We start from the raw sequence: 25,563 nt of genomic DNA, 5'->3' as shown, positions 1-25,563 counted from the left end.
GTGATCGGGACCGGTGCTATGATTTTTCAAACTGCGCAGTCAGCGGACCAACCAGCGCTTGATGCTTCTGATGAATGTAGTGATACATCGGCATTTGTTCCAGTGCCGGCTGCACCGCTTGTACCTTCAAACCTGTCATTTGCTGCATCACGGTCCCAATATGCATCACCTCGCTACGTGCACTGACACCACAGGCGAACAGTAACAACAAACACCCGATGTAACCTGCCAGCTGCGTCACAGGCACCCCATATTAGGCACAAAGCGCAGATTATCCGCAGCCTGGTTCCATTCGGCGCACAAAGCAGGCGGTTGGCTGCAAAAAATTCGTGATATTGTCACAGTGTTTGGCATACTCGGTCGACTGATTCCAGTGATAACAATAGTCAAACTTCTGTTCCAGAGGATTCCACAATGAAAAAAACTCTTGTTGCGACCACAGTCGCTACTGTATTGGCATTAAGCGCCTGTACCGACAATAAACCGGCTGCGCCTGAGCAAAGTGCAGCTGCCCCGGCAGATGCTGCTGCGGCAAAAACTGAACCGGCGCCAGCCGCAGTGACTGCAGAGAATCCGTTACTGAAACGTAGTTCACTGCAATATCAGGCTCCTGAATTCGACAAAATCAAAACTGAGCATTTCCTGCCTGCCATGCTGCAAGGCATCGAAGAGCACGCCAAAGAAATTGAAGCCATCGCCAACAACACCGAAGCTGCGACTTTTGAGAACACTATCGTCGCGATGGAAAAAACCGGTGATTTACTGGGCCGTTCCAGCGGTATTTTCTTTAACCTGTCAGGCTCGAACAGCAATGCTGAGATCCTGAAAATCCAGGCTGAGATTTCGCCAAAACTGGCGGCACACAGCGACAATATCAACCTGAATCCAACGCTGTTTGCCCGGGTCAAAGCCATATATGACAACCGTGCCAGCCTGAATCTGGATCCGGAATCACTGCGTCTGACCGAAGTGACCTATGAGCGTTTTGTCCGTGCTGGTGCCCAGCTCAATGACGAACAGAAAACCCAAATCCGCGCCCTGAACGAAGAAAGCTCAAAACTGACCACCAAGTTCAGCCAGAACTTGCTGCAAATCACCAAAGACATCGCGATTTTTGTCGATGACAAAGCCAAGCTGGCCGGTTTCTCTGAAGCTGAAATCGCTGCCGCTGCTGAAGGCGCGAAAGCCAAAGGCCAAGACGGCAAATATGTGATTGAAATCACCAACACCACGCGTCAACCAGCGTTAGCGCAGCTGGAAAATCGCGAACTGCGTCAGCAAATCTGGGAAGCCTCGGCGTACCGTGGTACCAAAGGCGAGACCGACAACCGGCCAATCGTGGCCCGTTTAGCTGAGATCCGGGCTGAACGCGCCAAGTTACTCGGCTTTGACACCCACGCGCATTTCTCGCTGGATCAAAGCATGGCGAAAAATCCAAAAGCGGTGATGGATATGCTCGGCAGCATGGCGCCGACTGTGGTGGAAAACACCAAAAAAGAAGCGGCTGCGATCCAGGACATGATCAAACAGACCGGCGGCACTTTCGAGCTGCAGCCGTGGGACTGGGAGTTCTACGCCGAGAAAGTGCGAAAAGCCAAATATGATTTAGACGAAAACGAAGTAAAACCATACTTCGAATTCAACCGCGTATTGCATGACGGCGTGTTCTACACGATGAACAAACTGTTTGGTATCAGCTTCAAAAAACGGCCTGATCTGCCGGTTTACCACCCGGACGTAGAAGCATACGAAGTGTTTGATGCTGACGGCACCAGCCTGGCTATTTTCTACGCCGACTACTTCGCCCGTGAAGGCAAACGTGGTGGTGCCTGGATGAGTTCTTTTGTTGAGCAAAGCGAATTGCTGAACGACAAACCAGTCGTGGTCAACGTGATGAACATTCCAAAAGGCCCGGCCGGCGAACCAACGCTGGTCAGCTATGACAACGTCACCACCATTTTCCACGAACTGGGCCACGGCTTACACGGCATTTTCTCCAAAGTGAAATACCCGACGCTGGCCGGTACTTCAGTCTCACGCGATTTCGTTGAATTCCCGTCAACCTTCCAGGAAGACTGGGCGGCGCACCCGGATGTGATTGGCAACTACGCCAAACATTACAAAACCGGCGAAGCGATCCCGGCCGAACTGCTGGCAAAAATCATGAAATCCCGCAGCTTCAACCAGGGTTTCGACACGCTGGAATATATGGCAGCTGCGTTAGTGGATATGGAATGGCACTCTATTCCAGCCGGTACCAAAATTGCTGACGTGGAAAAATTTGAAGCCGACGCGCTGAAAAAACACGGCGTTGATTTAGCGGTAGTGCCACCACGCTACAAATCCACCTACTTCAGCCACTCGATGGGCGGCGGCTACTCAGCCGGTTACTACGCTTACATGTGGTCTGAAATTCTGGCAGCTGACGCTTTTGCCTTTGTGCAGCAGCAAGGCGGTCTGAAACTGGAAAACGGCGCGAACTTCCGTAAGAACATTCTGTCAGTGGGTAACACCAAAGATCCGATGGAAGCTTACAAAGCGTTCCGCGGCAAGGAGCCAACCACCGATGGTCTGCTGATCCGTCGTGGCCTGAAAACTGCCGTGAACTAAGTTCGCGAGCGCTGAGCGGTTTTTCGCTGTTTCAGCGAAATGAGCTCAATCATCAGGGGACTTCGGTCCCCTTTTTTCTGCCGGCAGAAAACGTCGCTGGCTTGATCTGCCGCAAACCAGCATCCGGCGCAGTGGCCTAGGCTTAACCTGAACATTTGGTTTTTCCGCGTGTACAGCACACGCCGTCAACCTGTTCGTTTTCCTGTGAGTAACCTTGCCCGGTCTCTGTCCCGGGCTTTTTTCTGCCTGTTGTGTTCAATCACACTGAAGCTGGAGTCTCCGGCTGGCCGCGCACGACCGCATGCAAAGCGATCTGATCTGCTGCATGTGCGGCCACGATAAAATAGCCGCCGGCACTGGAAAGTTGCTGCACCTGCAGCTGCTGTGCGCCAAAGTGTTGCAGCCAATAGGGTGCCAATGAACATTGTGCCGAACCAGTCGCCAGATCTTCGTTGATACCGATGTTGGGCGCAAAATAACGCAGTACATAGCCGCGGTGCTGAGAGCTATCAGCACTATCGAGGGCGGCGGTCAGGATCAGCGCGTGATAAGGCCCGAGCTGCTTTAACAAAGCAAAATCCGGCACAAAAGCCTGTACCTGTGCGGCGCTTGCCAGCACCAGAACTAAATCCCGTGTGGCAAAATAGTCTGTCACTACCAAACCCTGCGCCGACAATTGCAAAGATTCGGTCAACTGGCTAAGTTCCGCGGGCCGTTGCGCCGGCCACGCCGGTAAACACATGACAAAACTGTCGTGACCGGCTGACAACGCCGCCAATGTCAGTGAACTCCGGGCGACGCTGATATCGCCAAACATGCTGGTGAGCTGCACCTGCTGCCATTGTGGACGCTGAGACAATACAAAAGCAGCTGCTGCCAGGCTGCCATGACCACATAAGTTGATTTCCTGACAACCGGCAAACCAGCGGATCTCGATGGGCTGCTGCTCGGTTAGGGCTGGTGGGAGCACTACAAAAGCTGTCACTGGCACGGGCTGATCAGCCGCCAGAGTTTGTAACACCGCATCGGCTGGCCATTGCGTCAGTACGTATACCGCAGCCGGATTTCCACTGGCGCTGTCACTACAGAACACATCAAAAACAACTGCTTGCTCTATTTTCATTACTGCAGCTCCATTGCACCATGGCCGACGATTCGGCACTATTTCCACTAAGCAGAAAACGCAATTTAACTGATCTGCACGCATCCGCCCAGACGCGGATTTACCTGTGTATTCAAACATCTCAGCATTCAGGACTAGCCGTATGACTTATCAGCTCGAAATCCAGACTCCCACAGTGGAAGATTATTGTCATTTACGCGTCGCGACCGGCCTCAGTGCGAAAACGGCAGCCGCCGCCCGCATCGGCCTTGCTGCCACGTTGTTTGCCGTGCAGATCCGTTTTGACGGTAAGGTGATTGGCATGGGCCGGTTGGTTGGCGATGGTGGCTGTCACTGCCAGATTTGTGATATCGCCGTGTTGCCGCAGCATCAGGGCAAAGGCCTCGGTAAACAAATCATGCAGGCGCTGATGCATTATGTTCAAACGCAGTTACCGGACAGCTGTTATGTCAATCTGATCGCCGATGGCGACGCCAAGTACCTGTATCAACAATTTGGTTTTGCTGACGTAGCGCCAGAGTCGATTGGCATGGGGCTGACCTTGCCGCTACGACGCTGATGGCGGGTCACTTAGTCTTTCTGCCCGCTCAGTTCGCGCAAAATACTGCAATCTGACGAATCGTCGCCGGCACAATGCGCCACCAGACTTTGTAATTGCTGCTGCAATTGTTGCAACTGGCTGATTTTAGCGCTGACCAAAACCAGCTGCTGTTGCGCCAGCTGCTGCACATCACGACTGGCGCGGTCCGGTTGCTGCCAAAGTGCCAATAACGCTTCCACCTGAGCCAAAGAAAAGCCCAGCTGCTTCGCCTGATAAATCAGCTGCAGCTGCGCCAGCTGACTTTGCGGATACAATCGATAGCCGCTGGGGCTTCGGCCCGGCTTTAACAAACCCCGGCTTTCATAATGCCGCAGCATTTTTGCGCTGAGGCCAGTCAGACTGCTTGCCTGACCGATGGTCAGCCAGTCCTTCTCCATCATGGCTACCCCTTTGCCAGCGCAAGCTGCGGCGTCCAGTGTTTTAACCGCAGCGCGTTACTGACCACCAGCACACTGGACAGCGCCATCGCGCCGCCCGCGATCACTGGCGACAAATAACCCAAAGCCGCCGCCGGAATGGCCAGCAGATTAAACCCAAACGCCCAGCCCAGATTTTGCCAAATGACCCGGCGCGTCGCGCGGGCGATGTCCAGCGCTGCCGCGACTTTGCGTAAATCGCCATCGAGCAGCTGAATACCCGCCACCGCTGCTGCCACTTCAGTACCGCTCGCCAGCGCGATACCCAAATCGGCCTGCGCTAAGGCAGGCGCATCATTGATACCATCACCGACCATCGCCACTTTGCGGCCGCTTTGCTGCGCCTGTTGCAAGTATTCCAGCTTTGCTGCCGGTGTCATCGCGCTGTGATAGTCGGCAATGCCCAAGGCATCTGCGACCTGCGCCACAGTGCGGTCATTGTCGCCACTGAGCAGTGCCAGCTGATAACCTTGTGCTTGTAGCAATTGCACCGCCGCAGCGCTGTCTTGGCGGATTTGGTCTTGTAGCCAAAATACCGCGACCAGCTGCGGTTGCGGGTCCAGCTGCAGTAAAAACACCTGACTGCCGTCATGCGATTGTAAGTCCGCCGGCAGTGTCAGCCCGGCCGCCTGCACCAGCTGTGCACTCCCCAGCTGCCAGCGCTGACCATGACTAGTGAGCGTCGCCGCGACGCCAACACCGGCTAGTACCTGAAAACCTGTAATAACCGGTAATGCCGCACTGGCGTCCAGCCGGAACGCTTTTGCCAGCGGATGTTCACTGTGTTGCTGCAACGCACAGGCGATGCTGAACAACTCAGTTTCAGCTTGAGCGGTAAAGATCTGACGAGCGCTGATCTGCGGCAGTCCTTGCGTTAACGTGCCGGTTTTATCAAACGCCAGCAGCTGTAACTGACTGGCCTGGTCCAGCACGGCTGCATTTTTCAGCAAGATGCCGTGTCGCGCCGCCTGGCCTAACCCCACCACCAAGGCCGCGGGCGTGGCAAGGCCGAGCGCACAAGGGCAAGCGATCACCAACACTGCGACTGCGTTTAAAATGGCCACAGCCCAGTCGCCGCTATAAAATCCGTGTCCCAGCAGCGTCAGCAGTGCAATCAACAGCACCACCGGCACAAACACGGCGGCAATGCGGTCGACCCATTGTTGCACCGGCGCTTTTTGCAGCTGCGCCTGCTCCACCTGCCGGATCAACTGCTGTAGCTGCGAATCATGCAAGGCGCTACTGGCCTGATACTCCAGCACGCCATCCAGGTTCAGCGAACCACTGCGCAGCGTGGCGCCAGTGTCTTTTAGCAGCGGCAGGCTTTCGCCACTGATCAGCGCTTCATCAACCTGACTGCGACCACTTAACACCACGCCATCCAGCGCGATCCGCTCACCGGGTTTAACCTGCAACCGCATGCCAGGCACGACTTGCACCAGCGCCAGCAGCTGCCAGCCAGCATGGTCGCCCTGCCAGACCCGGGCCTGCGCCGGTTGTAATTCTGCCAGAGCCTGCAGTGCCGAGCGGGTCTGAGTTTTGGCGCGCTGTTCCAGATATTTACCCAACAACACAAAGCTCAGTACCACTGCGGCGGATTCAAAATACAGCGCCACATGTGCGCTGTGCCCCGCCGGGGCGCTCAGCCAGTGCCACAGTGACAAGCCATAGGCCGCGCTGGTGCCGAGCGCGACCAACAAATCCATATTGCCGCTGCGGTTTTTCAGCGCATAAAAAGCACCGCGGTAAAAGCGCGCGCCCAGCCAGAATTGCACCGGCGTGGCCAGCAACCATTGCCAGAGCGGACTTAGCATCAAGTCGAGGCCAAACGGCAGCAGCAACATCGGCAACACCAGCGGCAGGCTCAGCAGCAGGGCCAGCAACACCGGCCAGAACGGTTCTTCGTCGACCGGCGCAGCAGCCTGGCGGGCTACGCTCGGAATGGCTTCGGTTTGAATTGCTGTTGGCTGAATAGTTGTTGTCTGGCTAGCCGCGGCCTGAGGCGTTGCAGCCGGCTTCTCGATGACAACCTGCGCATCGGTTCCAGCCAGCGGCTGCACCACCTGAAAACCAGCCGCTTCCACAGCCGCAATCACGGCGCTCAGCGCTTCAGCGTTTTCCAGCTGCAGATGCATTTGTTTCGCCATTAAATCCACTTGCGCAGTCGCCACATCAGGAAGTTGATGCAACACTTTTTCTAAGCGCGCCACGCAGGACATGCAACGTAAACCGCTGACAGGTAATACATATTCAACATTAGCCATGCTAACCGGCTCCAGATAAAATGCGGGATTCCGTCATAGTTTGAACCTTACCATGATGGCAAGGTCAAGTGGCAATTTGCTTTTACCCGCAGATCTACCACGCTTGAAGCCTCCTTCTTTCTCCTGCGACGGAATTGCCATGAACCAACAAGGTACTATCACTATTCAGTCTGGCCAGTTAAATCTGCGCCAGGCGCCCGACAGCCAAAGCGCTATTATCGCCAAACTCAGTAAAGACCGGCCGGTGCAGGTGCTGGCGGAAGCCGGCGATTGGTATCGGGTGCGGGCCGGTAATCAGGAAGGTTACGCCGCCAAGGCTTATATCGCGTTGTCTTCGCCGCTGCCGGCAGCGGCAGCGGCAGCGGTGCCGGTGATGCCCCAGTCAGCGCGAGGCAATCAGGATGATTTTCAGGTCGACGCCGGCCAGCTGACTTTTGATGCCGAAGGCATGGAACAACGCGGCCGCTATTTTAGCCGTAATCCGCATGTGCCCACTGACAGCTCCGGCGTCACGCTGGGCCGTGGTTACGATATGCGCGATAAAACGCCGGCCGGGATCAATGCGGATTTAACTGCCTGTGGCCTCGACACTGCTGCGGCCGCTCAGTTTGCCAAAGCGGCCGGTTTAAGTGGGGCGGCCGGCAAATCTTTTATCGTGCAACAAAACCTGAGCAACTTTGAGATCACACCCGGCCAGCAAAAACTGTTGTTTGCGCTGACCTACCAACAGATGGTGGGCGACGTACTGCGCATCTGCCAGAAACCGGATTTGGTGGCGCGCTATGGTGCGACCGATTGGGCCGCACTGCCGGCCAAAGTGCGGGATTTGGTGGTCGATTTGCGTTATCGCGGCGATTACACACCATCGAGCCGCGAACGCATGCAGCCTTTACTGGTCGCCAATAACAGCGCTGCCATCGCGCAGCTGATGGCCGATGAAGCTTATTGGTGCGGGCCGGAAAAAGTCCCGCAGGACCGCTTTCGCCGGCGTCGTGATTATCTGGCCTGATCAAGATGGCTTGCCTTCTTTACTGCGACTTGGTCTAACCAGCCAGATAATGTCGTGAGTGCCTCCGGTGCTATCGTCTGTTCAATCAGCAAATATTCAGTTGGATGACCGGTTTTTGCCTGCTGCAGCAAATGGTTCAGTCCAGGCACAATCACAAATTGACTTTGTTTATTCGCTGCTAAGGCCTGTTTGATCGCAGCCACATGAGTCGCCACCGGCACTTGCAGATCTTTATCGCCATGTAGTACTAACACCGGACAGCGCAGCTGACGCAGATACACTGCCGGGTCCAGCGCCAAATATCGTCGCTGCCAGGGGGTTAACAACGGCTCCAGCGCCTCAGGCGGAATACCTTCGGCCGGTATTTCCAGCTGAGTACGCAGTGCTTGCGGTAAGGCCGCCGTAGCCTTCGCCATAGCAGCCTGCGCTGCCTGATGGTCAAGCTCGCTGGCGGCAATCCTGAACAACGCCAGTTCTTGTTGCTGATTGGCTCGTACCAGCGCTTCTGGCATCGCCTCGGCGCGCCGGATTGTCGCGTCCTGCAGACTCAGACTGTCAACGCCGTTGAGACCTGGCGCCGCCAGCAAAGCGATAAACTGCACTGAGTCTGGCGCCTTTGCCGCCACCATGGCCGCGATCAATCCACCTTCACTATGGCCAATCAAGCCGATCCATCTGGCATCGACATTGGGTTGTTTCTGCAAAAACTGCACTGCTGCCAGAGCGTCCGCCGCATAATCATCACTGGTTGACTCCGGATGTAATGAGCCACCGGTCAGGCCTACACCACGTTTGTCATAACGGAGCACAGCAAAACCCTGTCGCGTCAGCTGATCCGCTAACACGGCCTGAGTTTTGTGCAGCGAAACATTGCCGTCGCGATCATGAGGCCCACTGCCGGCAATCAGCACCAGTGCCGGAAAAAGGCCGTCACCGGAGGGATAACTTAAAGTTCCGACTGGCGACACCGCCGGATCAGCTGTATCAAACACCACTTCCTGTGTCCGATAAGGCAAAGGCGATACCGGATGTTGTGGCCGCAACCGCAGGGCGTAGACATGGAATTCACCGCCCACCTGTTCAATCACAAACTGACTGGGCAATCCACTTCGGCCTGTCCCTTCCGTTTGCAACCGGGCCGGCATGTCGCGCAATAACTGTGGAGACTTCAGCTGGATCTGTCTCTGAGTGAATTGCTGTTGCAACTTAGCTTTATCAGGCGCAGAAAACATATAACGTTTGATGCTATTGGCGGGAGTCGTGACAGCAAGCGCCTGACCGCAGAGCAATGCCATGAACATCAAACAGGCGCCAATGGGCGCCAAAGTTTGGAAAAAGTGATGGTATAATTTGCCGTAACCTTGCATCGTCGGATCCTGTCGTTGTTGGAATGTCAGCTGTGAGTCGCGGTGGACGCCAAAAAAGTTGCTCACAGCTAACAGAAGCCGAAAAAAACTCTGGACGGCGTGACGAGAAATCCACTTGGTTTGGCACCAACTTGCCTGATGTCAGCGCGATCAGATGGAGCCTGACGGTTTTCGGGATGAAACCGGCCAACTTACTTTTGATACGGAAGGCTTGGAACAACAGGACCTTCGTGTTAGCCGTGTACCGCATATGCCAACTGAGAGCTCTGGCGTGATGTTGGACCGGGGCGATGACAGGTGCGAAAGGGCCGCAGTGAACACTGTCTTATTCCGCTTGTTTTAACGCATACAGTTGCTGGTCATGCTCCTGCAGAAGTTGCATAAAACGGGCGGCTACCGTCGAGACGGTTCTGGCCTGCAGCCAGGCACAGCCAAAGCGCGCTTTCAGACCTAACGCTAAGCCGGGCACACTGACCAGCGAGCCGGCGGCCAGGTCTGCAGCGACCATAAACCCGGGCATCAGCGACACCGCGTCACAATGACGCAACACGTCTTTCAGCATACTGGCCAGGTCACATTGCACCGCCAGCAAAGGTGTATTTTGTTGTTTGGCGGCCGGGCGCAGTTGTTCCAGCGCTTGCCGCATGCCCGGCAGTAAGCTCGGCCCCGCCAGCGGGTAGCTGAAGATGTCTGTGGCGGAAGGCTGGGCCAGCTGCGTCAGCGGATGCTCAGGCCGACAGACCGGGATCACCGCATGTTCCTGTAAAGCACTGAAGGCAAAATCTTCCATCTGCTGCACCTGACTGAGTTCAACCACGATCAGGTCAACTTCACGGGCCCGCGCGCGATCGGGCAATTCCTGCCATGGTGCTAATACCGTTTTTAACTGCAGTCCGGGATGCAGCTGATGCAGCCGTCCAATCACCGGGCCGACCAGTGCCGAACCGCCATAAGGCCCAACCCCGATGCGCAATTCCCCCAACTCCAGACCTTTACTCAACGCGATATCGCGCTCTAAATCGCGAGTGGCGCAATCGAGCGCCCGCGCATGTCGCAGCAGCAACTCACCAATCGGAGTTGGCAACAGCGCACCACGATTTCGTTCCAGCACCGGCGATCCGACACTGGCTTCCAGCGCCTGAATACTGCGCGTCAGCGCAGGCTGGGTCAGGTGGACCACTTCTGCCGCCCGGCTAAAACTGCCCTGCTCAATGACAGCCATCAGATGACGCAGTTGGCGTAGCTCCATATATGAGTTCCAGTAATAGTTTTGATGTTTTAAATGCATTGGACAAATAGTAGCCAGCGTCTGATGATTCAGCAATCGCGTGATGGCACAGGCTTTAGCCGGCAGGAGATTTGATGAACCCACAGCAGTTTGACTACGTCATTGTCGGTGCCGGTTCCAGCGGTGCTGTGCTGGCCGCGCGCCTCAGTGAAAACCCTGCGGTCAGCGTTTGCCTGCTGGAGGCTGGTGGGCCGGACGACAGCGTGCTGATCCATGCGCCGGCCGGTGTCGTGGCCATGGTGCCGACCAAAATCAATAACTATGCGTTTGAGACCGTGCCCCAACCAGGTTTAAAAGGTCGCCGCGGCTATCAGCCCAGGGGCAAAACACTGGGTGGTTCCAGCTCCATCAATGCGATGTTGTATGTGCGGGGCCATCGCTGCGACTATGACCACTGGGCCGCGCTCGGCAACTCTGGCTGGAGCTATGACGAACTGCTGCCGCTGTTTAAACGCTCCGAACATAACGAACAGTTCAGCGATGCCTTTCATGGCCAGGGCGGCGGCCTGAATGTGACTTACCAGGCGTTTCAAAGCCCGGTGAATGATTTGTTTCTGCAGGCAGCGGTGGATAACGGGCTCGCGCTGACCCCGGACTACAATGGTGCTACCCAGGAAGGTGCCTTTCAGTATCAGGTGACTCATAAAAACGGCGAACGCTGTAGCGCCGCCAAAGCCTTTCTGACTCCCAATCGGAGTCGACCCAATCTGCATATCATCACAGCTGCTGTTGCTGCCAAAATCATTCTGGACGGCCGGCAAGCGACCGGCGTAGCCTTTTACCAACATGGCACACTGCATACAGTACTGGCCCGGCGTGAAGTCATTATCTCCGCCGGGGCCTTTGGCTCACCGCAATTGCTGCAACTATCCGGCATAGGTCCGGCCGACGAATTACAACGGCTGGGCATTCCGGTCGTCTGTGATTTACCCGGGGTTGGCCAGAATTTGCAGGATCATATCGACTATGTGCAGACCTGGCGGGTCCCCAGCGACACCGCTACTTTTGGTCTGTCCTGGCGCGGCACGGCGAGACTTGCCGCCGCCATGCTGGAATGGAAACAGCACCGGACCGGCATGATCAGCAGCGCGATCGCGACTTGTGGAGCATTTTTCCGATCATCCGCTGAAGTGGAGGTACCGGATTTACAGCTGGTGTTTGTGCTCGGCATTGTCGATGACCATGCCCGCAAGATGCATCTGGGCCATGGCATTTCCTGTCATGTTGATTTACTGCGGCCATACAGCCGCGGCAGCGTGCGGCTGGCCAGCACAGATCCGCATGTCGCCCCGCACATCGACCCGAACTTTTTATCAGATCCGCGCGATCTGCCGCTGCTGGTCAAAGGAGCGCAGTTCCAGCAACGACTGATCGAATCCGCTGCTTTTGATGCCATCCGCGGTGACATGCTGTATCCGGTCAATGCCAACGACCCGGCCGCTATTGCCGAAGACATTCGTCACCGCGCAGATACGCAGTATCACCCGGTCGGAACTTGCAAAATGGGCCCTGACCACGACCCGTTAGCCGTTGTCGATGCACAGTTGCGGGTACGGGGCATTGACCGGTTGCGCGTGGCTGACGCCTCCATCATGCCCACGCTGATCGGTGGGAATACCAATGCCCCCTGCATCATGATCGGCGAAAAGCTGGCCGATTTACTGCGCCAGGGTGACGCCAATAACTAGGAGCCACTGATGCAAAAAATACTTAGATGCAGCGGGCTGATAGCCCTGCTGAGTTTGTCGGCTTGTGAGCAGAATACCGCGCCGGCTCAAGCGATAACGAGCGGTGTCAGTCCGGCAGTGCTGCAGCGTAATCATGCTATGGCGAAAACACTGGATCTGGCCGACCCGCTGGATATGGCAGAAGCGACGCGTGGATTTATCGCTAAACCCTCCGGCCAAATCATTAATGCCGAAGGAGCGGTGCTCAAAGATTTTGTCGCTTATGATTTTTTGCACGGCGTTGCTCCCGCAAGCGTCAATCCAGGGTTATGGCGCCATGCTCAGCTGAATGCGCAGGTTGGCTTATTCAAAGTGACCGATGGCGTCTATCAGCTGCGTGGTTTTGATATTGCCAATATGACGCTGATTGAAGGCAAAACCGGCTTCATTCTGGTTGACCCGCTGACCGCGACAGAATCAGCCGCTTTTGCGCTGGCGTTTGCCCGCCAACATCTGGGCGATAAACCAGTGAGCGGTTTGATCTTCACCCATGCCCACGCCGATCACTTTGGCGGCGCGCTTGGTGTGGTCAGCGGCGAAGAAGTGCAGCAGCGTAAGGTGCCGGTGGTCGCTTCTTTGGGGTTTATGGCCGAAGCGACCAGCGAAAATATCATGGTCGGCAACGCAATGGCGCGCCGCTCTATGTATCAGTTTGGAAAAAACCTGCCGCGCAGTGCCACAGGTAACATCGATACCGGGCTTGGCAAAGAGGTGGTGTACGGTTCGATGGGGATTTTGCCGCCGAATATTGTGATCGACCAGCCGGTGCAACCGCTGCAAATCGACGGCGTGAACTTCGTGTTCTACAACCAGCCCGGCGCCGAATCACCGGCAGAAATGACCTTCAGCCTGCCGGATAAAAAACTATTTAATGGCGCGGAGAACCTGAGCCGGACTATGCACAATCTGTTGCCTATTCGCGGCGCCAAAGTACGTGATGCGCTGCTGTGGTCGAGCTATCTGCAACAGTCGCTTGATATGCTCTCTGACACTGAGATTTTTATCGCGCAGCACCATCATCCGATCTGGGGCAATGCCCGCATCCGCCAATTCATCACAGTGCAGCGCGACGTCTACAAATATACCCACGACCAAACGGTGCGGCTGATCAACCAGGGCCTGACCGCCACAGAAATTGCCGATCGCATCAGCTTGCCGGAGTCGCTGGCGAAGCAGCTGCATTCGCGTGGCTACTACGGTGACTTACGCCACAACGTCAAAGCGGTTTACCAGTTTTATCTGGGGTTTTACGATGGCAATCCGGCCCATCTGGACCCGTTACCACCCACTGAGGCCGGCAAACGTTATCTGGCGCTGATAGGTGCCGACAAGGCGTTAAGCGCTGCCCAAGTGGCCTTTGACCAGGGTGATTTTCGATGGGCCGCTGAACTACTGAACCATCTGGTGATGGCGGACGCCAGCAATCAACAGGCAAAACTACTTCTGGCAAAAACCTTTGACCAACTCGGCTACCAAAGCGAAGCGGCGACCTGGCGCAATGCCTATCTGACCGCAGCCCAGGAATTACGCCAGGGCCCTCCGGCACAAGGCATTTCAAAAGCGCAAATGCTGGAGATGTTACAGCGGGTGCCAACCGAACGATTCCTGGAAGCGATGGCCGCCGGACTGAACGGGCCTGCCGCCGAGGGAAAAGACTACAAAATCAATCTGGTGCTGACCGACAGCGGCGAGCAATACGTGTTGTGGCTGGAAAATTCGGTGCTGCATTTTAAACGCGCAGCGCCAGAGGCGGACGCCAACGCGACCTTGGCGCTGACCAGCCACATCTTTGTAAAAATGCTTGCCGGTGTGGCCGGTGTCAAAGACACGATCTTCAGCGACGATTTAACTATATCGGGCAGCAAAATCGATTTGGTACGCTTCTTCGGCTTGATTGATAAAGCCCCGGCGACTTTCCCGATAATGACGCGGGCTGAATAAGCTTCAACTCATCTCCAGGAGCAATCGGCTGACCCGCTGTAGGGTTAGCCGGCCCTACTCAAACCGGCAGATTTACCAGACCTTTACCTTGCGCTGACTGTGCGCTGCCATCCGCTTCTGCCACACTGCTAGCAGTCAGGGCCATGCAGGGAGTCAGGTTGATGCAAATACAGCGGAAAATCATCAGCACTGTGATGATGTCAATGTGTCTGGCGGCTTGTGGCGGCGGCGGCAGCGCCCCCCCGGCAACACCGACACAACCGCCGCAAGCGAGCTGCGATCTCAGCGCGCTGGAACAAAGTCTGCGACAGCAGGCCAGCGCAGTGAAAACCGATACTGATTTTACCTTGTTGCTGGAGCGCTTCGACGGCCGAGCCTTCAGCTATTCGCGCGGCGCATCCAGTGCTGTAACGGCCTACGAATCGGCGTCGACGTCAAAATGGGTCAGCGCGGTGATTATTCTGCGTCTGGTCGACACCGGCGTGCTGAAACTCAGTGACACCGCAGCCAGCCGGCTGACGGACTGGCCGTTAAGTGCCAGCCATCCGCTGTCGCAGATGACTTTGCAGCAGCTGCTCAGCTTTACCTCGGGCCTGACCGAAGAACCTTTGTGCCTGAATTTACCCAGCGCCGATTTTGCCCAGTGTGTGCGCCAGGGCGTCAGCAATAACAGCGCCAATGGCCGCCAGCCGGGCGCCGTATTTGATTACAATGGCCTGCATTTACAGGTCGCAGGGCTGATGGCCATTCGCGCCGCCGGCGCAGCCGACTGGCAAGATCTATTCCGCAATTTTGTGCAGCAGACCGGTTTGTTCAGCACCGCGCGTTATGACCTGCCGTCGACCGGTAACCCCCGCCTCGCCGGTGGCATGCACTGGACAGCACAAGAATATCTGGATTTTTTGCGGGCCTTACAACAAGGGAAATTATTGTCAGCCGCGCTGCAGCAACAAATGCTGGCGAATCAACGCGGCACTGCGACAGTGCTGAATTCTCCAGCCGTCAGTGGTTTTGGCACCGACTGGCCTTATGGCCTGGGTCATTGGCTGGAGTGCAGTAACGGGCAATGCGCCAGCGCGCAGCGCCATTCCAGTCCCGGCGCTTATGGCGCTTATCCGCTGATCGACTATCAACACAGTTATCTGGCGATGTTGGCCCGCGAAGGTGCACTCGGCAGTTTTGTCGAAGGCAAAGCTGTGATAGATGCACTAACCCCAGCCATTCAGGCCTGGGCCGGCTGTAAGCCGTGACGGGGAACGGGAGTTGGTCCTCATGGGCCCATCTCCGGCACCGCAGCCTAAACCAACTGCAAAAACCCGCTATGCAGCAGCTTTTCCACCAGTACCAGCCGGACATCGTCGCCAATTGGACCGGGAATGTCTTTGACCGCGAACTGCGGTGTCTGGCGGACAAATTCCATGCTGGGCGCCACCGCCGGATGCACCAGTAGCTGATCGCCGGGGAAACGAAAATCGAGGATATGCGGCAGGACATTGACCTGCCCTATCGCCAGCGGCGTTTGTTGCACCCGCGTCTCGCGGTTCAGCGGCGGCATCTCAGCGGCAGGTTTTGTCAGCTTCGGCAATTCCAGCAGCATGCGGGCCTGCCGGTGTGCTAGCGCTGCTTCGATAAAACCGGGTTGCTGGCATAGCTGCAGCAGCCGTTCCAGCCCTGCCCGCATCTGGGCTCCGGCTAAATCCAGCTCCTGCCCATGGGCCAGTGCATCGGCACGGCCCGCGGCATTGGCCCGCAGCGGTTTTTCAAAATCGGCCATATAGTCGAGCGCGCTGCCAATAGCTTCCCGGATAGTCACCGGCACAAAGCCGATCGAAATATGCAGTGATTCGCCGGTCGATTGCACCGTGTGCGTGGTACCACGCGGCAGATACAATAAATCACCGGGTTTGACGTCATAGATACGGTGCGTGCCAAGCGGTGGCACACTGGCGCCCAGCGCTTTCCATTTATTCGGTAGTTTTGGCGGCTCGTCGGAAATAAACCAGCGTTTGGTGCCCACCAGCTGGATCGCAATCACATCGACTTCATCATCATGCACCGGCGCTTCGGCACCGGTCAGGCTCCAGAACAACACTGTGCTGGCCGGATTGCCAAACAGCAGCGTCAGGGCACGGTTAAATGCTGCCAGCTCTGGCGTGGCGTTGGTGACATCCGGAAACCGCACTGTGTAGTCATTCGAATGATACTCGGCCAGCAAACCGGCAAAAGCGGCAGCATCGGGCACGGCACGGGGTTTCGGCGCCGGTACCTGCGCCTGGCGGATATGGCAGGTTAAACTAGTGGCATATTCAGCAAACTGACTGAGCAGCAGCGCTTTGGGATCCGGCCCCAGCAACTGGCGCGCCGGCAACGCTGCATCTGCCGCCAGTAACAACGGACGGCGGCTGACCACTTCCTGAAAAAACTGCTCGTAACTCAAAGGATGCAGCACCTGCGCGAGCAGATGGCGGGCTTGGGCAAGGATCATTGGAACACTCTGCAAATACTCTCGCGGCCAAACAAACCGCGATCTCAGGATGGCTCCATTCTTCAGTGCTTTGGCCGATTAATCAAGCCATCTGCGGTATTACAGACAAGTACCGGCCGAGGCGCGACGTGCCCCAGGGGCCAACGGCCATTGTTTTAGCTCACCCGGCTTTTGCTCCAGATAATAATACAGAGAAAGCAGCTGCCATTTTTCGCCATTGTGATACCACTGCAGACTATTGATGCCAGTGACATCGGCCTGTTTTTGGGTTGGATCCGGCCTGGATTCCACCAGACTCAGCACTGTAGCAAACTGACCATACAGCCGTACTTCGCGGCCAATTTCACACTCATAAAAACCTTTGGCACTGACTTGTTGCAGGCTCTGCAAAAAAGCCCTGCCGCTTTGCTGGTTGAGCGCCCCGCCGGGCCTGGCACCTGCCACCACAGCGTCCGGGTGAAATAAAGGCTGCAACGCCGCAATATCAGCGGCCACACCGGGTGCATGCGACATTGCCTGCCACAGACCGCTGACTGCAGTTTCCAGCTGCTGCGTTTGCGACTCAGCCGCATGGGCGTTAGTCATCAGTGCCATCAAAGCCAGCAAAAAAATACAACTGTTTTTCATATAGATACCTCAATAGCGATGCTAAAACAGCATAACATTGCGGTAGGCATGTCTGTTACGGCTGGGACGACTGGTGGGAACCGCGGGCTGAACCGGGACATGGATTTACAGCCATTCCATGCCAGGAAAGCCCGCAAGCTGTTGGGTTAGCGCTGCGCTCGGCGATACCAGCAAAGCAGACCTAAACCAAAGACTCCGAGTAACCAAGGTGCAGGAGCTGCAACAGTATTTGGTTCCGGCTGGTACTCACGATATAAATACACTCCGGCCCTGGCATCGGCATTATTCAGATCGCCCCAACCATAGTCATCAATGTAATCGACGTAGTCTTCAACAAATTTACGGCTTTTCCGATAGACAACGTGGTAATCAACAACAATGGCAAGGGAACGATGAGTCGATACACCCCAGAAATTAAACTCATCAGCCAATATTCCGCTGGCAAATCCAGCAGAACCATCGGCGAAATCCGCCCAGAAATTCTCAGCATCCAGCTCCGCATCAGCGACATCCCCCAATAATCGAATCAGAGGTGCCGTACTGACCTTGGTATCATAATGATATCCCTGATAATTCAAGCCAAACCAATTCGACATCAGGCTACGGAAATCCAGTTTAGTCGCCACCCGCCAGCGGTCTTGAGTCTTAAACAGACCACCCGCGTCATTCAGATCTGTCATCACGTCCTGCAAAGAACGACCGCGGGTTTCGGTCAGATCGAGCCATTCCAGGCCTGTGGTCTGGTCCACGGTGCTTTTGCCTAAGTCCAGAAACCCCAGACCCGAAGGGCTAACCACTGCGGCCTGAGCTGCCCCGCCAGCCAGCAAACCACCACACAGAACACTAATACGTAACAAAGGAGAAACAGAACGGAATATCATGCAGACCCTCGGTGCAAAATGGATGAGATTTTTGCATGAGGCTAATAGCCTGCACGCAGCCAGGCTACAAAAATGCAATATTCACACCATCAAAAAACACCATAATTTACAGATAGATAAAAAATATAAATTTACATATGTAAATAAATTAGACAGGAATTTGTTCAATAAATACACAGCATCAACCTGAACACTGCAAGCAGCAAAAACAACAACGCCGGCAAAAGCCGGCGTTGGAATTAATGCACTGCCGTGCAGTTTTATTGCGTCGCAGTTATTGCTTGACCACCTTCAGCACCGGCGCTGTCGGGGTCGCAGCATTCACGGTAAACAGGTAAGTGCCGCCTTCTGCGATATTGATTTTCAGGTTGTCGTTCGACTGAGCCAGCGTTTTGTTCTGACCCACAGTCACGGCCTGACCATCACTGCCGGCGCCGTAGTTGACGGTCGACCAGTCTGCTGAGGCAAACTTGAACTCATAGTCGCCGGCGGTCAGCGGGATGCTGAACTGATACAGGCCACCGGTGTACACGAACTGACTGGCTTCGCCCCAGCCGTTCATGCTGCCGCGCAGGAACACTTTGGTGGCGCCGTAAGGCACAAACTCAGACACCGTCAGCACTGGCGCTGTAGGTACTGCGGCATTCAATGTGAACACATAAGTGCCGGCACTGAAGTTGGCTTTCATGTTGGCACCCGAGCGTTGCAGCGTTTGCGCGACGCCAAACTTCACATCCTGCTCACCGCTTTTCGCGCCAAAATCGACCGTCGACCAGTCACCTGAAGCGACTTTGAATTCCTGGCTGCCACTGCTGCCAATGTTTATTTTGGCCTGATAAATCCCGGCACCGACATATTCAAAGGCATCGACTTCACCCCAGCCATTCATGCCACCGCGCACAAAGACTTTGGTCAGGCCATATGGTGCGATATCCGGTGCGCCCATGGTTGCATCAGCTTTCAAACCAGTGCCCTGAGCACCGGCCTGCGCTTTGACAAACACCGCCATGGTGAAAGCCGGCACCACGAAGCTGCCGTCAGCGCCCTGCGCGATAAAACGTGCTTCGCTGACGCGGCTATCGTCTGAATCCTGCTGCACCTGATGCAGGCTAAAGCCTTGCGCCGTCGGTACTTTGTGCGTTTTTTCGCTGCTGGTGCCGTTGATCACCACCACCACAGCGTCAAACGCCGGATCGAGATCGGTCAGACCAACGCCATCGTCAATGCTCATTACAATCAAGCCTTGCGTCAGGTTTTTGCCGATGTTGTGGAAGCCAACGCGGTCCATTACATCTTTGCCTGAGGTTAAACGGAACAGTTTGCTGGAGTGGCGGATTTTCAGGAAATCCTGGAGCACAGCACCGGCCAGTTCAATATGCTCCGGATACGCAGTGGTGTTCGGGTTATTGGCGATGGTTTTAATACTGTCCCAGGCGCCTTGGTTATCCTGCGCCAGCGGCAGACCCACATTCCAGTTATTGCTTTGTTTACTGAAATCAACAAAGTTGAACCAGTCACCAGCGTCATAGCTGTTGCGATCCATCGACTTCGAGCGCAGTAAATCATCGCCCATCTGCAGGAATGGGATGCCTTGTGACAACAGCGGGATACCAAGCGCGATATTATGAATGCGCACGCGGTCGTCGATGCTGACTGAGGCTTTTAAACCGAACTGCAGTTTGTCCCACAGCGATTCATTATCATGTTTTGTCACATAGTTGATGATGTCCGCCGGATCTGTGGCGTAACCGGCCGGCTGACCATTCCAGTTCAAGCCAGAGGCTTTACCGGTATTGCCCTGATAATCTTTAAACACAAAGTCTTTTAACGTGCCGGCCAGACCAATTTCAATCAGGTTTTGATCTTTGAGTTTACCGACATCGCTATCGCCGCTGAACAGCGCAACATTGCGCACCGCATCGCGTTCGCGGTCGTTAAAGGTGCCTACTTCCGTGCCAGCCATATTGGCCTGACGCGCCTGGACAAATCGGGCATCGTTCGCCACTTCACCGAAATTCCAGCCTTCACCGTAGAAATAAGTGTCGGCATCGACTTTACGCACCGCGTCACGCGCCGCCAGGATCGAGCCTTTAGGATGGTGGCCCATGATGTCAAAACGGAAGCCGTCAAACTTGTATTCTTTGGCCAGCAGCACTAAAGAATCGGCAACAAATTTGTCAAACATCGCATGTTCAGTTGCGGTGTTTTCACAGCAGGTTGAACGCTCGATATTGCCGGTGGTTGGGTTGTAACGGTGGTAATAGCCCGGCACGATTTTGTCGAATACCGAGTTATCAAACAGGCCAGATGAAGACGTGTGGTTGTAGACCACATCCAGCACCACGCGCAGGCCAATAGTATGTAGCGCCTGGTTCATCGCCCGCATTTCTTTGATGCGCGCCACGCCTTCCGGCGTCGAAGCATAAGACCCTTCAGGTACATTAAAGTGCTGCGGGTCGTAGCCCCAGTTGAAGCTGTCGGTACCACGCATTTCACCGGCAAGCGTCTGTGCATTTTCACCGGAGTTCTGGAAGCCTTTCATCACATCTTCCAGTTTGGCAGACGCACTCTGATTACAGACTGAAGCTTTGCTATTGACCTTACACAGATCTGCCACGGTATTGGTTAAATCAACCCGTTTGCTGGCATCTTCATTGACGGTGGCCATATCGGTCGCCGGCAACAGATGGAAATGGGTTAAACCGGCATCGGCTAAGGCTTTTAAGTGCTTGACCGGCTGCGATTCCATTTCAGTAAAGGCCAGATACTTGCCGCGGTTGGCTGCAGTGACTGTGGTATCACGCACCGAGAAATCACGGATGTGGCCTTCATAAATCACCGTATCTTCGGCATTGGCTACCACTGGCACTTCATGGCTGTCCCAGTTCGCTGGCTTGGTGTCGGCGTCAGCCAGATTGACGAACTGACTGTAACGGCCATTGGTGGCTGTATTCAGTGAGTACGGATCTGTGGCTTCGATAGTTTCTACTTTTTTCGTCAGCGGGTGATACACCTGCACTTCGAAGCGGTAGAACTGGCGGTCCAACGTGGCTTTGGCGCCGCTGTAACTCCAAATGCCGGTATTGGCATCCAGCGTCATCGGATGGGTGGCTGTCACTGCTTTGGCCGCGTTAAACACTTTTAATTTGACGCTACGGGCAGTCGGCGCCCACACCGATGCTTTGATGTTACTGCCGTCGTAAACCAGACCCAGTATCGCTTCGTTGGCATCATTCGCCGCAGTGGTATACAGGTCATCCAGCACTTTGCCGGCCTGAACATGCGAGGCGGCCATCAGCTTGTTCGCCGAGTCATAAGACGCCAGCACCAGCTGATTTTTCGCCATCGTTTTGGCTTGTTCAGCCGTCAGGTTCAGCTTGTAAGCCGGCCAGTTCGCCAGATGCGGCACTCGGGCTTTTTGTGCGTCGGTTAAGCTTGTCGGCGTGGCTTCGACAGCGTCGCCGTTCACGGTCAGCGTATCCGAATCAATCGCCAAATCGGCGGCAGCTGCATGGTGTAATTTCCACTTGGCCACACCGCCGGCCGGTGCGTTCCACACCAGCGTATTGCGGTCCAGCCAATGCGCAGCGCTGTCACTGATTTGTACGCCAAGTGACACCACAGGGTAGGCAAAGACCGAAGGGACACCAGAGAAAGTCCAGCCCATCCGCGAGAACTTGGCCACATCTTTTGCACCTAGTGGCAGTTTCATATCGCTGCCGCCCAGTTCTTTGCCGGCATCATCAGTGCCAATGTGGATAATAAAGTTACCGCAATCAGTGGCCTTACTGCCAACGCCTGCTTTGAGGTTCAGTAACCAATAAGCACCATAGTTCGGATCAATACCGGTGTGCTGCAGACCATTGTCCCAGCTGGCTGCCAGTGAACTGTCCTGATAAGCATTACAGCTTTCATTGTTCCAGGTATGCAGCCGGTAGCCATCATAATTTCGGTCCGCGCGTTTATAGAACAGCACCGCCTGGCCCGCACCAGCCATCACTGCAGGGGCCGGCGCGGCCGGATCGACACCAATGACACAACTTTCATTGCGGGCATCCGGCACTGTCGGGGCCGGACATTTAATCGGTTTCGGCGCCACACAAGCGGTACCGGCTTCGTTTGGCACTTGCGGCACATTACAGGTCAACAGGGTTTTGCCCGCTGACACCGAGTCGCCGCCGCTGCCGCCACAGGCGGACAGTGTCAGCAGCAGAGCAGCTGTCGCCACCGTCTGCAGCATCGTTTTGATATTCAACATAAATTTATTCTCCATAGAAGCTGCAGCGCCTTACATTGAGTAAGTCACACCGAGGAAATACTGCCGGCCAAAGAACTGAATAGTGCCGGTCTGCGTTTCATCGCCGAAATAGCTTTTAGTAGGTTCGTCGGTGACGTTGTTGACCTGAAACAGCACACTCCACTGATCGTTGACCTGATACGAGGTCTGCATGTCGACCACGGTTTCACCGTCGAAATTGACGATCTGCTCATTCACCGCCACTTGTTCAGACACAAATGGGTCGCGGTAACGCGCACTGACCCGCGCTTCAAAGCCTTCGTATTCCCAGAACACAGTTCCGGTAAAGACGTTTTCCGATAAACCCGGCAGGCTGATATCGACCGTCGAACCACCGAGGTTGGTTTGCTGCTGGATCTCACTTTCGGTGAAGGAATAGCTGGTGCTGACACCCAAGCCTTGCCATACACCTGGCAGGAACTTAAACACCTGGGTGTAAGCCAGTTCAGCACCGCGGATATAACCGCCTTTGCTGTTATTGACCGCCGTGGTGTAGTTACCGTTTTTCACCGGTACCGGCACGCCACTTTCCGGATTGATAATCACTTCCGGCACAAAAAAGCCGGCGCCTTTAAAATCAAACTCGGCAATAGTGAAAGTACTGATAAAGGATTTGATGTTTTTGTAGAACAACGCACCGACCAGCGCCCCTTCGGTTTCACTGAAATAACGTTCCCAGGAAATATCGTACTGGTCGGCGTAAAACGGCCGTAAATACGGGTTGTTTTGGCTGGAACCGGAAATAATCCCGTCGTTGTTGATATTGGTACTGGTGTCCGAAGCCAGCCGGTTAATCGGTGGCCGTGACATCACGCGTGCCGCAGCAAAACGCAGCTGGTCATCATCCGTCACGCGGAAATTCAGGTTCATTTGCGGCAGGTAATCGCGGTAGGTTTCACCGAGTACTGCCGGCGCATATTGGTTATTCACCAGGCCGGCATCGTCAACGATATTCTGCGCGCCGAGTTTCGGGTCACCTCCGACGTTTTGCAGCGATGTCGCCGACTGGTCGGTTTCGACCATCCGCACGCCAAAGTTACCGGACAGCGGAATGCTCCACAGATCGGTATCAATATTCGCCATCAGATAAGCAGACAGTACTTTTTCGTACACTTCACCACTTTGCAGCATCGACCACCCGGTGTCAGGCCCCCCGGTGACGCGTTGGCTGGCCAGCACACCACTGTTGCCGGTGCCCCAGGTTTTCACTGGCTGCGGAATACCATTTGGGAACCAGGCCGCCAGCGCTTTTTGCTGGTCAATTGCCAGGTAGCTGGGGAAATAACTAAAATCCCCTTTAAAATTAACCACCTGCACCATATCGGCGGTCAGCTTCAGCGGTTTTTGCGAGGCAGAGAAAGCGCCGTCATTACCGTATTCATAGACAGAGCGTTCGTTGCTGTATTCACGATCGGAATAGCGTACACCGGCTTCCAGTGACGCAATCACCGGATTGTCCAACCGCCAGGTCGCGTCTAAACGCACCGCATCGACCCGGTCTTCGTTTTCATACGGATAAATACCGTATTTACTCAGCATCACGCGGTTGATGTCAGAAAAAGCAGCGGCCTGATTAAAGCCTAAGTCCGGCAGATTCAGACCGTTCAGTTTGTAAGACAACGACACGTTGTCGTCAAACACCGGCGTGGCGGCATTGGCGTCTTTCGCCACTAACGACCAAAGCAGACCGTTGCGGAAATCACTTTGTGCCGCTGAGTGCGATAAATCCAGGTTCAGCTTAAAGTTCTCAGTGACGTCCCAATCAGCGTTCACGCCAAAACTCTGAACTTCGTCAAAATCCTGGTTGTCGTCGTTGACGATCTCAACCCGGGTAAAGCTTTTTGAAGTGCGGTTAAAGGTCCCGCCAATCACTGAGTTGCCATTCAAGACTGGATTGGCCACCGAAGTGCTGGCTCCACCTAATTTGGCGCGGAAACCGCGGGCAAAGGCTTCAGAATCAAATTTGGACACAAAAGCATCCGCCTTTAACGTAAAGGCATCGTGCGGTACCCACTCCAGCGCAGCCATATAGCCGTTACGGACTTCTTCACCGCCTTTGTGCTGCATTTCAAAACCTTCGCTGACGAATTCGTTCGGCACGGTTTCTTTGATGCCGTCGACATCCATACTGGTGTTGTACGCCAAGCCAATAAACTGTGTAGCAACTGAAGGCTGGTACAAGCGGGCATAACCGAAGGCGACACCGAGTTTGTCGTCAGCGAATTTACCCTGATAAGACACACTTAAGCGGTCGCCCATTTCCTGGCCGTCCGGCACTTCATTGGCACGGTCGTTAAACATGCCACGGGCATTGACGGTAAAGGTATGTTGTTCGGCGTTGCGCAGCGGGCTCGCGGTTTGTAATTCAACAGTCCCGGCAACACCGCCTTCAATCAGCGAGGCTTTTGGTGATTTGTACACTGCGGCCGATGAAATCAGCTCAGAAGGATACTGGTCAAACTCAATACTGCGGCTACCGCTAGTACTGACCTGCTCGCGGCCATTTAAGGTTGAAAAGACAAAACCACCGGACATGCCGCGAATATTAATTTCCGCCGCCTGGCCACCGGTACGCACCGCCGAAATACCCGGCAGGCGTGTCAGCGCGTCCGCCATCGACACATCCGGCAAGGCGCCTAAATCGTCAGCCGAAATGGTTTCGGAGACGGTGTCGTTAAAACGTTTGAGATTCAGTGATTTGATCAAAGAGCCGGAATAGCTTTTGACTTCAATGACTTCGATATCTTCTTTGGTTTGTTTTTTTGAGTTGCCGGCTTTCGCTTGTGGGTCTGCTGCGGAGGCGTCGCTGATGGCTTCCGGCGTTTGTTGTGCTGCCCATACAGGCAGAACACAACAGCCGGCTGCAGCGAACGCAAGCGTGATCGCGCTGAGTTTGCTTCTGAACATGTTGTCTTCCCGGTCAGTGA

General features: G+C 55.1%; 17 protein-coding genes. 6 read left to right on the top strand and 11 right to left on the bottom strand.

The annotated features are described in order from the left end of the window. Positions 1 to 16 precede the first annotated feature (16 nt). Complete coding sequence (locus ACQ66Q_RS15765) at positions 17 to 241, bottom strand: hypothetical protein (protein WP_430457650.1); 225 nt, start codon at positions 239 to 241, stop codon at positions 17 to 19. Positions 242 to 414: 173 nt separating this feature from the next. Between ACQ66Q_RS15765 and ACQ66Q_RS15760 the strand changes: the two genes are divergently transcribed. Beyond that, a complete protein-coding gene (locus ACQ66Q_RS15760; RefSeq protein WP_430457649.1) occupies positions 415 to 2,610 on the top strand; it encodes a M3 family metallopeptidase in 2,196 nt (731 codons plus the stop codon). A 259-nt stretch (positions 2,611 to 2,869) separates the two neighbouring features. Here the strand turns inward: ACQ66Q_RS15760 and ACQ66Q_RS15755 are convergent, their stop codons facing one another. Continuing rightward, positions 2,870 to 3,733 carry a PhzF family phenazine biosynthesis protein gene (locus ACQ66Q_RS15755; protein WP_430457648.1) on the bottom strand — a complete coding sequence of 288 codons (864 nt, stop codon included), beginning with the start codon at positions 3,731 to 3,733 and terminating at the stop codon, positions 2,870 to 2,872. 142 nt (positions 3,734 to 3,875) lie between these two features. Between ACQ66Q_RS15755 and ACQ66Q_RS15750 the strand changes: the two genes are divergently transcribed. Then, positions 3,876 to 4,292, top strand: coding sequence for a GNAT family N-acetyltransferase (locus tag ACQ66Q_RS15750; RefSeq protein ID WP_430457647.1), 417 nt, complete (start codon positions 3,876 to 3,878; stop codon positions 4,290 to 4,292). Between the two features lie 11 nt (positions 4,293 to 4,303). On the opposite strand, the gene ACQ66Q_RS15745 is transcribed toward ACQ66Q_RS15750, so the two are convergent. Both ACQ66Q_RS15745 and ACQ66Q_RS15740 read right to left on the bottom strand, forming a co-directional pair. Beyond that, positions 4,304 to 4,714, bottom strand: coding sequence for a MerR family transcriptional regulator (locus ACQ66Q_RS15745; protein ID WP_430457646.1), 411 nt, complete (start codon positions 4,712 to 4,714; stop codon positions 4,304 to 4,306). Between the two features lie 2 nt (positions 4,715 to 4,716). Beyond that, positions 4,717 to 7,014, bottom strand: a complete 2,298-nt coding sequence (locus ACQ66Q_RS15740; RefSeq protein WP_430457645.1) for a heavy metal translocating P-type ATPase — start codon at positions 7,012 to 7,014, stop codon at positions 4,717 to 4,719. A gap of 139 nt (positions 7,015 to 7,153) precedes the next feature. Here ACQ66Q_RS15740 and ACQ66Q_RS15735 point away from each other — a divergent pair, with 139 nt between their 5' ends. After that, the gene (locus tag ACQ66Q_RS15735) at positions 7,154 to 8,023 is read left to right on the top strand and encodes an SH3 domain-containing protein (protein ID WP_430457644.1); all 870 of its coding nucleotides are present in this window, start codon (positions 7,154 to 7,156) and stop codon (positions 8,021 to 8,023) included. Here ACQ66Q_RS15735 and ACQ66Q_RS15730 read toward each other — a convergent pair. Together ACQ66Q_RS15730 and ACQ66Q_RS15725 are read right to left on the bottom strand one after the other, a co-directional pair. Further along, positions 8,011 to 9,390, bottom strand: coding sequence for an alpha/beta hydrolase family protein (locus tag ACQ66Q_RS15730; protein WP_430457643.1), 1,380 nt, complete (start codon positions 9,388 to 9,390; stop codon positions 8,011 to 8,013). The two genes, ACQ66Q_RS15735 and ACQ66Q_RS15730, sit on opposite strands and share 13 nt — an antisense overlap. Positions 9,391 to 9,715: 325 nt before the next feature. Beyond that, a complete protein-coding gene (locus tag ACQ66Q_RS15725) occupies positions 9,716 to 10,639 on the bottom strand; it encodes a LysR family transcriptional regulator (protein WP_430457642.1) in 924 nt (307 codons plus the stop codon). A gap of 113 nt (positions 10,640 to 10,752) precedes the next feature. Between ACQ66Q_RS15725 and ACQ66Q_RS15720 the strand changes: the two genes are divergently transcribed. The 3 genes from ACQ66Q_RS15720 to ACQ66Q_RS15710 all read left to right on the top strand — a co-directional run bounded on the left by ACQ66Q_RS15720 (position 10,753) and on the right by ACQ66Q_RS15710 (position 15,596). Next, positions 10,753 to 12,366, top strand: a complete 1,614-nt coding sequence (locus ACQ66Q_RS15720; RefSeq protein ID WP_430457641.1) for a GMC family oxidoreductase — start codon at positions 10,753 to 10,755, stop codon at positions 12,364 to 12,366. 9 nt (positions 12,367 to 12,375) lie between these two features. Beyond that, positions 12,376 to 14,346, top strand: a complete 1,971-nt coding sequence (locus ACQ66Q_RS15715; RefSeq protein WP_430457640.1) for an alkyl/aryl-sulfatase — start codon at positions 12,376 to 12,378, stop codon at positions 14,344 to 14,346. A gap of 161 nt (positions 14,347 to 14,507) precedes the next feature. Continuing rightward, a complete protein-coding gene (locus tag ACQ66Q_RS15710) occupies positions 14,508 to 15,596 on the top strand; it encodes a serine hydrolase domain-containing protein (RefSeq protein ID WP_430457639.1) in 1,089 nt (362 codons plus the stop codon). 47 nt (positions 15,597 to 15,643) lie between these two features. Here ACQ66Q_RS15710 and ACQ66Q_RS15705 read toward each other — a convergent pair whose 3' ends face one another. From ACQ66Q_RS15705 to ACQ66Q_RS15685, 5 genes are all read right to left on the bottom strand, one after another. Beyond that, positions 15,644 to 16,831 carry a JmjC domain-containing protein gene (locus ACQ66Q_RS15705; protein ID WP_430457638.1) on the bottom strand — a complete coding sequence of 396 codons (1,188 nt, stop codon included), beginning with the start codon at positions 16,829 to 16,831 and terminating at the stop codon, positions 15,644 to 15,646. A 99-nt stretch (positions 16,832 to 16,930) separates the two neighbouring features. Beyond that, a complete protein-coding gene (locus ACQ66Q_RS15700) occupies positions 16,931 to 17,458 on the bottom strand; it encodes a nuclear transport factor 2 family protein (protein ID WP_430457637.1) in 528 nt (175 codons plus the stop codon). 146 nt (positions 17,459 to 17,604) lie between these two features. Next, complete coding sequence (locus tag ACQ66Q_RS15695; protein WP_430457636.1) at positions 17,605 to 18,339, bottom strand: hypothetical protein; 735 nt, start codon at positions 18,337 to 18,339, stop codon at positions 17,605 to 17,607. Positions 18,340 to 18,613: 274 nt separating this feature from the next. Beyond that, a complete protein-coding gene (pulA, locus tag ACQ66Q_RS15690; RefSeq protein ID WP_430457635.1) occupies positions 18,614 to 22,597 on the bottom strand; it encodes a pullulanase-type alpha-1,6-glucosidase in 3,984 nt (1,327 codons plus the stop codon). 30 nt (positions 22,598 to 22,627) lie between these two features. Continuing rightward, complete coding sequence (locus ACQ66Q_RS15685) at positions 22,628 to 25,543, bottom strand: TonB-dependent receptor (protein ID WP_430457634.1); 2,916 nt, start codon at positions 25,541 to 25,543, stop codon at positions 22,628 to 22,630. Positions 25,544 to 25,563: the final 20 nt, after the last annotated feature.

Origin of the sequence: Rheinheimera sp. (assembly GCF_965283995.1) — a bacterium.
In the GTDB taxonomy this organism is placed as follows: domain Bacteria; phylum Pseudomonadota; class Gammaproteobacteria; order Enterobacterales; family Alteromonadaceae; genus Pararheinheimera.
The sequence above is the reverse complement of the archived record's forward strand: the minus strand, read 5'-3'. Positions and strand labels throughout refer to the sequence as shown.

What these genes read in the sequence shown, in the direction of transcription:
- ACQ66Q_RS15760 (WP_430457649.1), top strand. Translation starts at nt 415, where the DNA reads ATGAAAAAAACTCTTGTTGCGACCACAGTCGCTACTGTATTGGCATTA.
- ACQ66Q_RS15755 (WP_430457648.1), bottom strand. Translation starts at nt 3,733, where the DNA reads ATGAAAATAGAGCAAGCAGTTGTTTTTGATGTGTTCTGTAGTGACAGC.
- ACQ66Q_RS15750 (WP_430457647.1), top strand. Translation starts at nt 3,876, where the DNA reads ATGACTTATCAGCTCGAAATCCAGACTCCCACAGTGGAAGATTATTGT.
- ACQ66Q_RS15745 (WP_430457646.1), bottom strand. Translation starts at nt 4,714, where the DNA reads ATGATGGAGAAGGACTGGCTGACCATCGGTCAGGCAAGCAGTCTGACT.
- ACQ66Q_RS15740 (WP_430457645.1), bottom strand. Translation starts at nt 7,014, where the DNA reads ATGGCTAATGTTGAATATGTATTACCTGTCAGCGGTTTACGTTGCATG.
- ACQ66Q_RS15735 (WP_430457644.1), top strand. Translation starts at nt 7,154, where the DNA reads ATGAACCAACAAGGTACTATCACTATTCAGTCTGGCCAGTTAAATCTG.
- ACQ66Q_RS15730 (WP_430457643.1), bottom strand. Translation starts at nt 9,390, where the DNA reads ATGCAAGGTTACGGCAAATTATACCATCACTTTTTCCAAACTTTGGCG.
- ACQ66Q_RS15725 (WP_430457642.1), bottom strand. Translation starts at nt 10,639, where the DNA reads ATGGAGCTACGCCAACTGCGTCATCTGATGGCTGTCATTGAGCAGGGC.
- ACQ66Q_RS15720 (WP_430457641.1), top strand. Translation starts at nt 10,753, where the DNA reads ATGAACCCACAGCAGTTTGACTACGTCATTGTCGGTGCCGGTTCCAGC.
- ACQ66Q_RS15715 (WP_430457640.1), top strand. Translation starts at nt 12,376, where the DNA reads ATGCAAAAAATACTTAGATGCAGCGGGCTGATAGCCCTGCTGAGTTTG.
- ACQ66Q_RS15710 (WP_430457639.1), top strand. Translation starts at nt 14,508, where the DNA reads ATGCAAATACAGCGGAAAATCATCAGCACTGTGATGATGTCAATGTGT.
- ACQ66Q_RS15705 (WP_430457638.1), bottom strand. Translation starts at nt 16,831, where the DNA reads ATGATCCTTGCCCAAGCCCGCCATCTGCTCGCGCAGGTGCTGCATCCT.
- ACQ66Q_RS15700 (WP_430457637.1), bottom strand. Translation starts at nt 17,458, where the DNA reads ATGAAAAACAGTTGTATTTTTTTGCTGGCTTTGATGGCACTGATGACT.
- ACQ66Q_RS15695 (WP_430457636.1), bottom strand. Translation starts at nt 18,339, where the DNA reads ATGATATTCCGTTCTGTTTCTCCTTTGTTACGTATTAGTGTTCTGTGT.
- pulA (WP_430457635.1), bottom strand. Translation starts at nt 22,597, where the DNA reads ATGTTGAATATCAAAACGATGCTGCAGACGGTGGCGACAGCTGCTCTG.
- ACQ66Q_RS15685 (WP_430457634.1), bottom strand. Translation starts at nt 25,543, where the DNA reads ATGTTCAGAAGCAAACTCAGCGCGATCACGCTTGCGTTCGCTGCAGCC.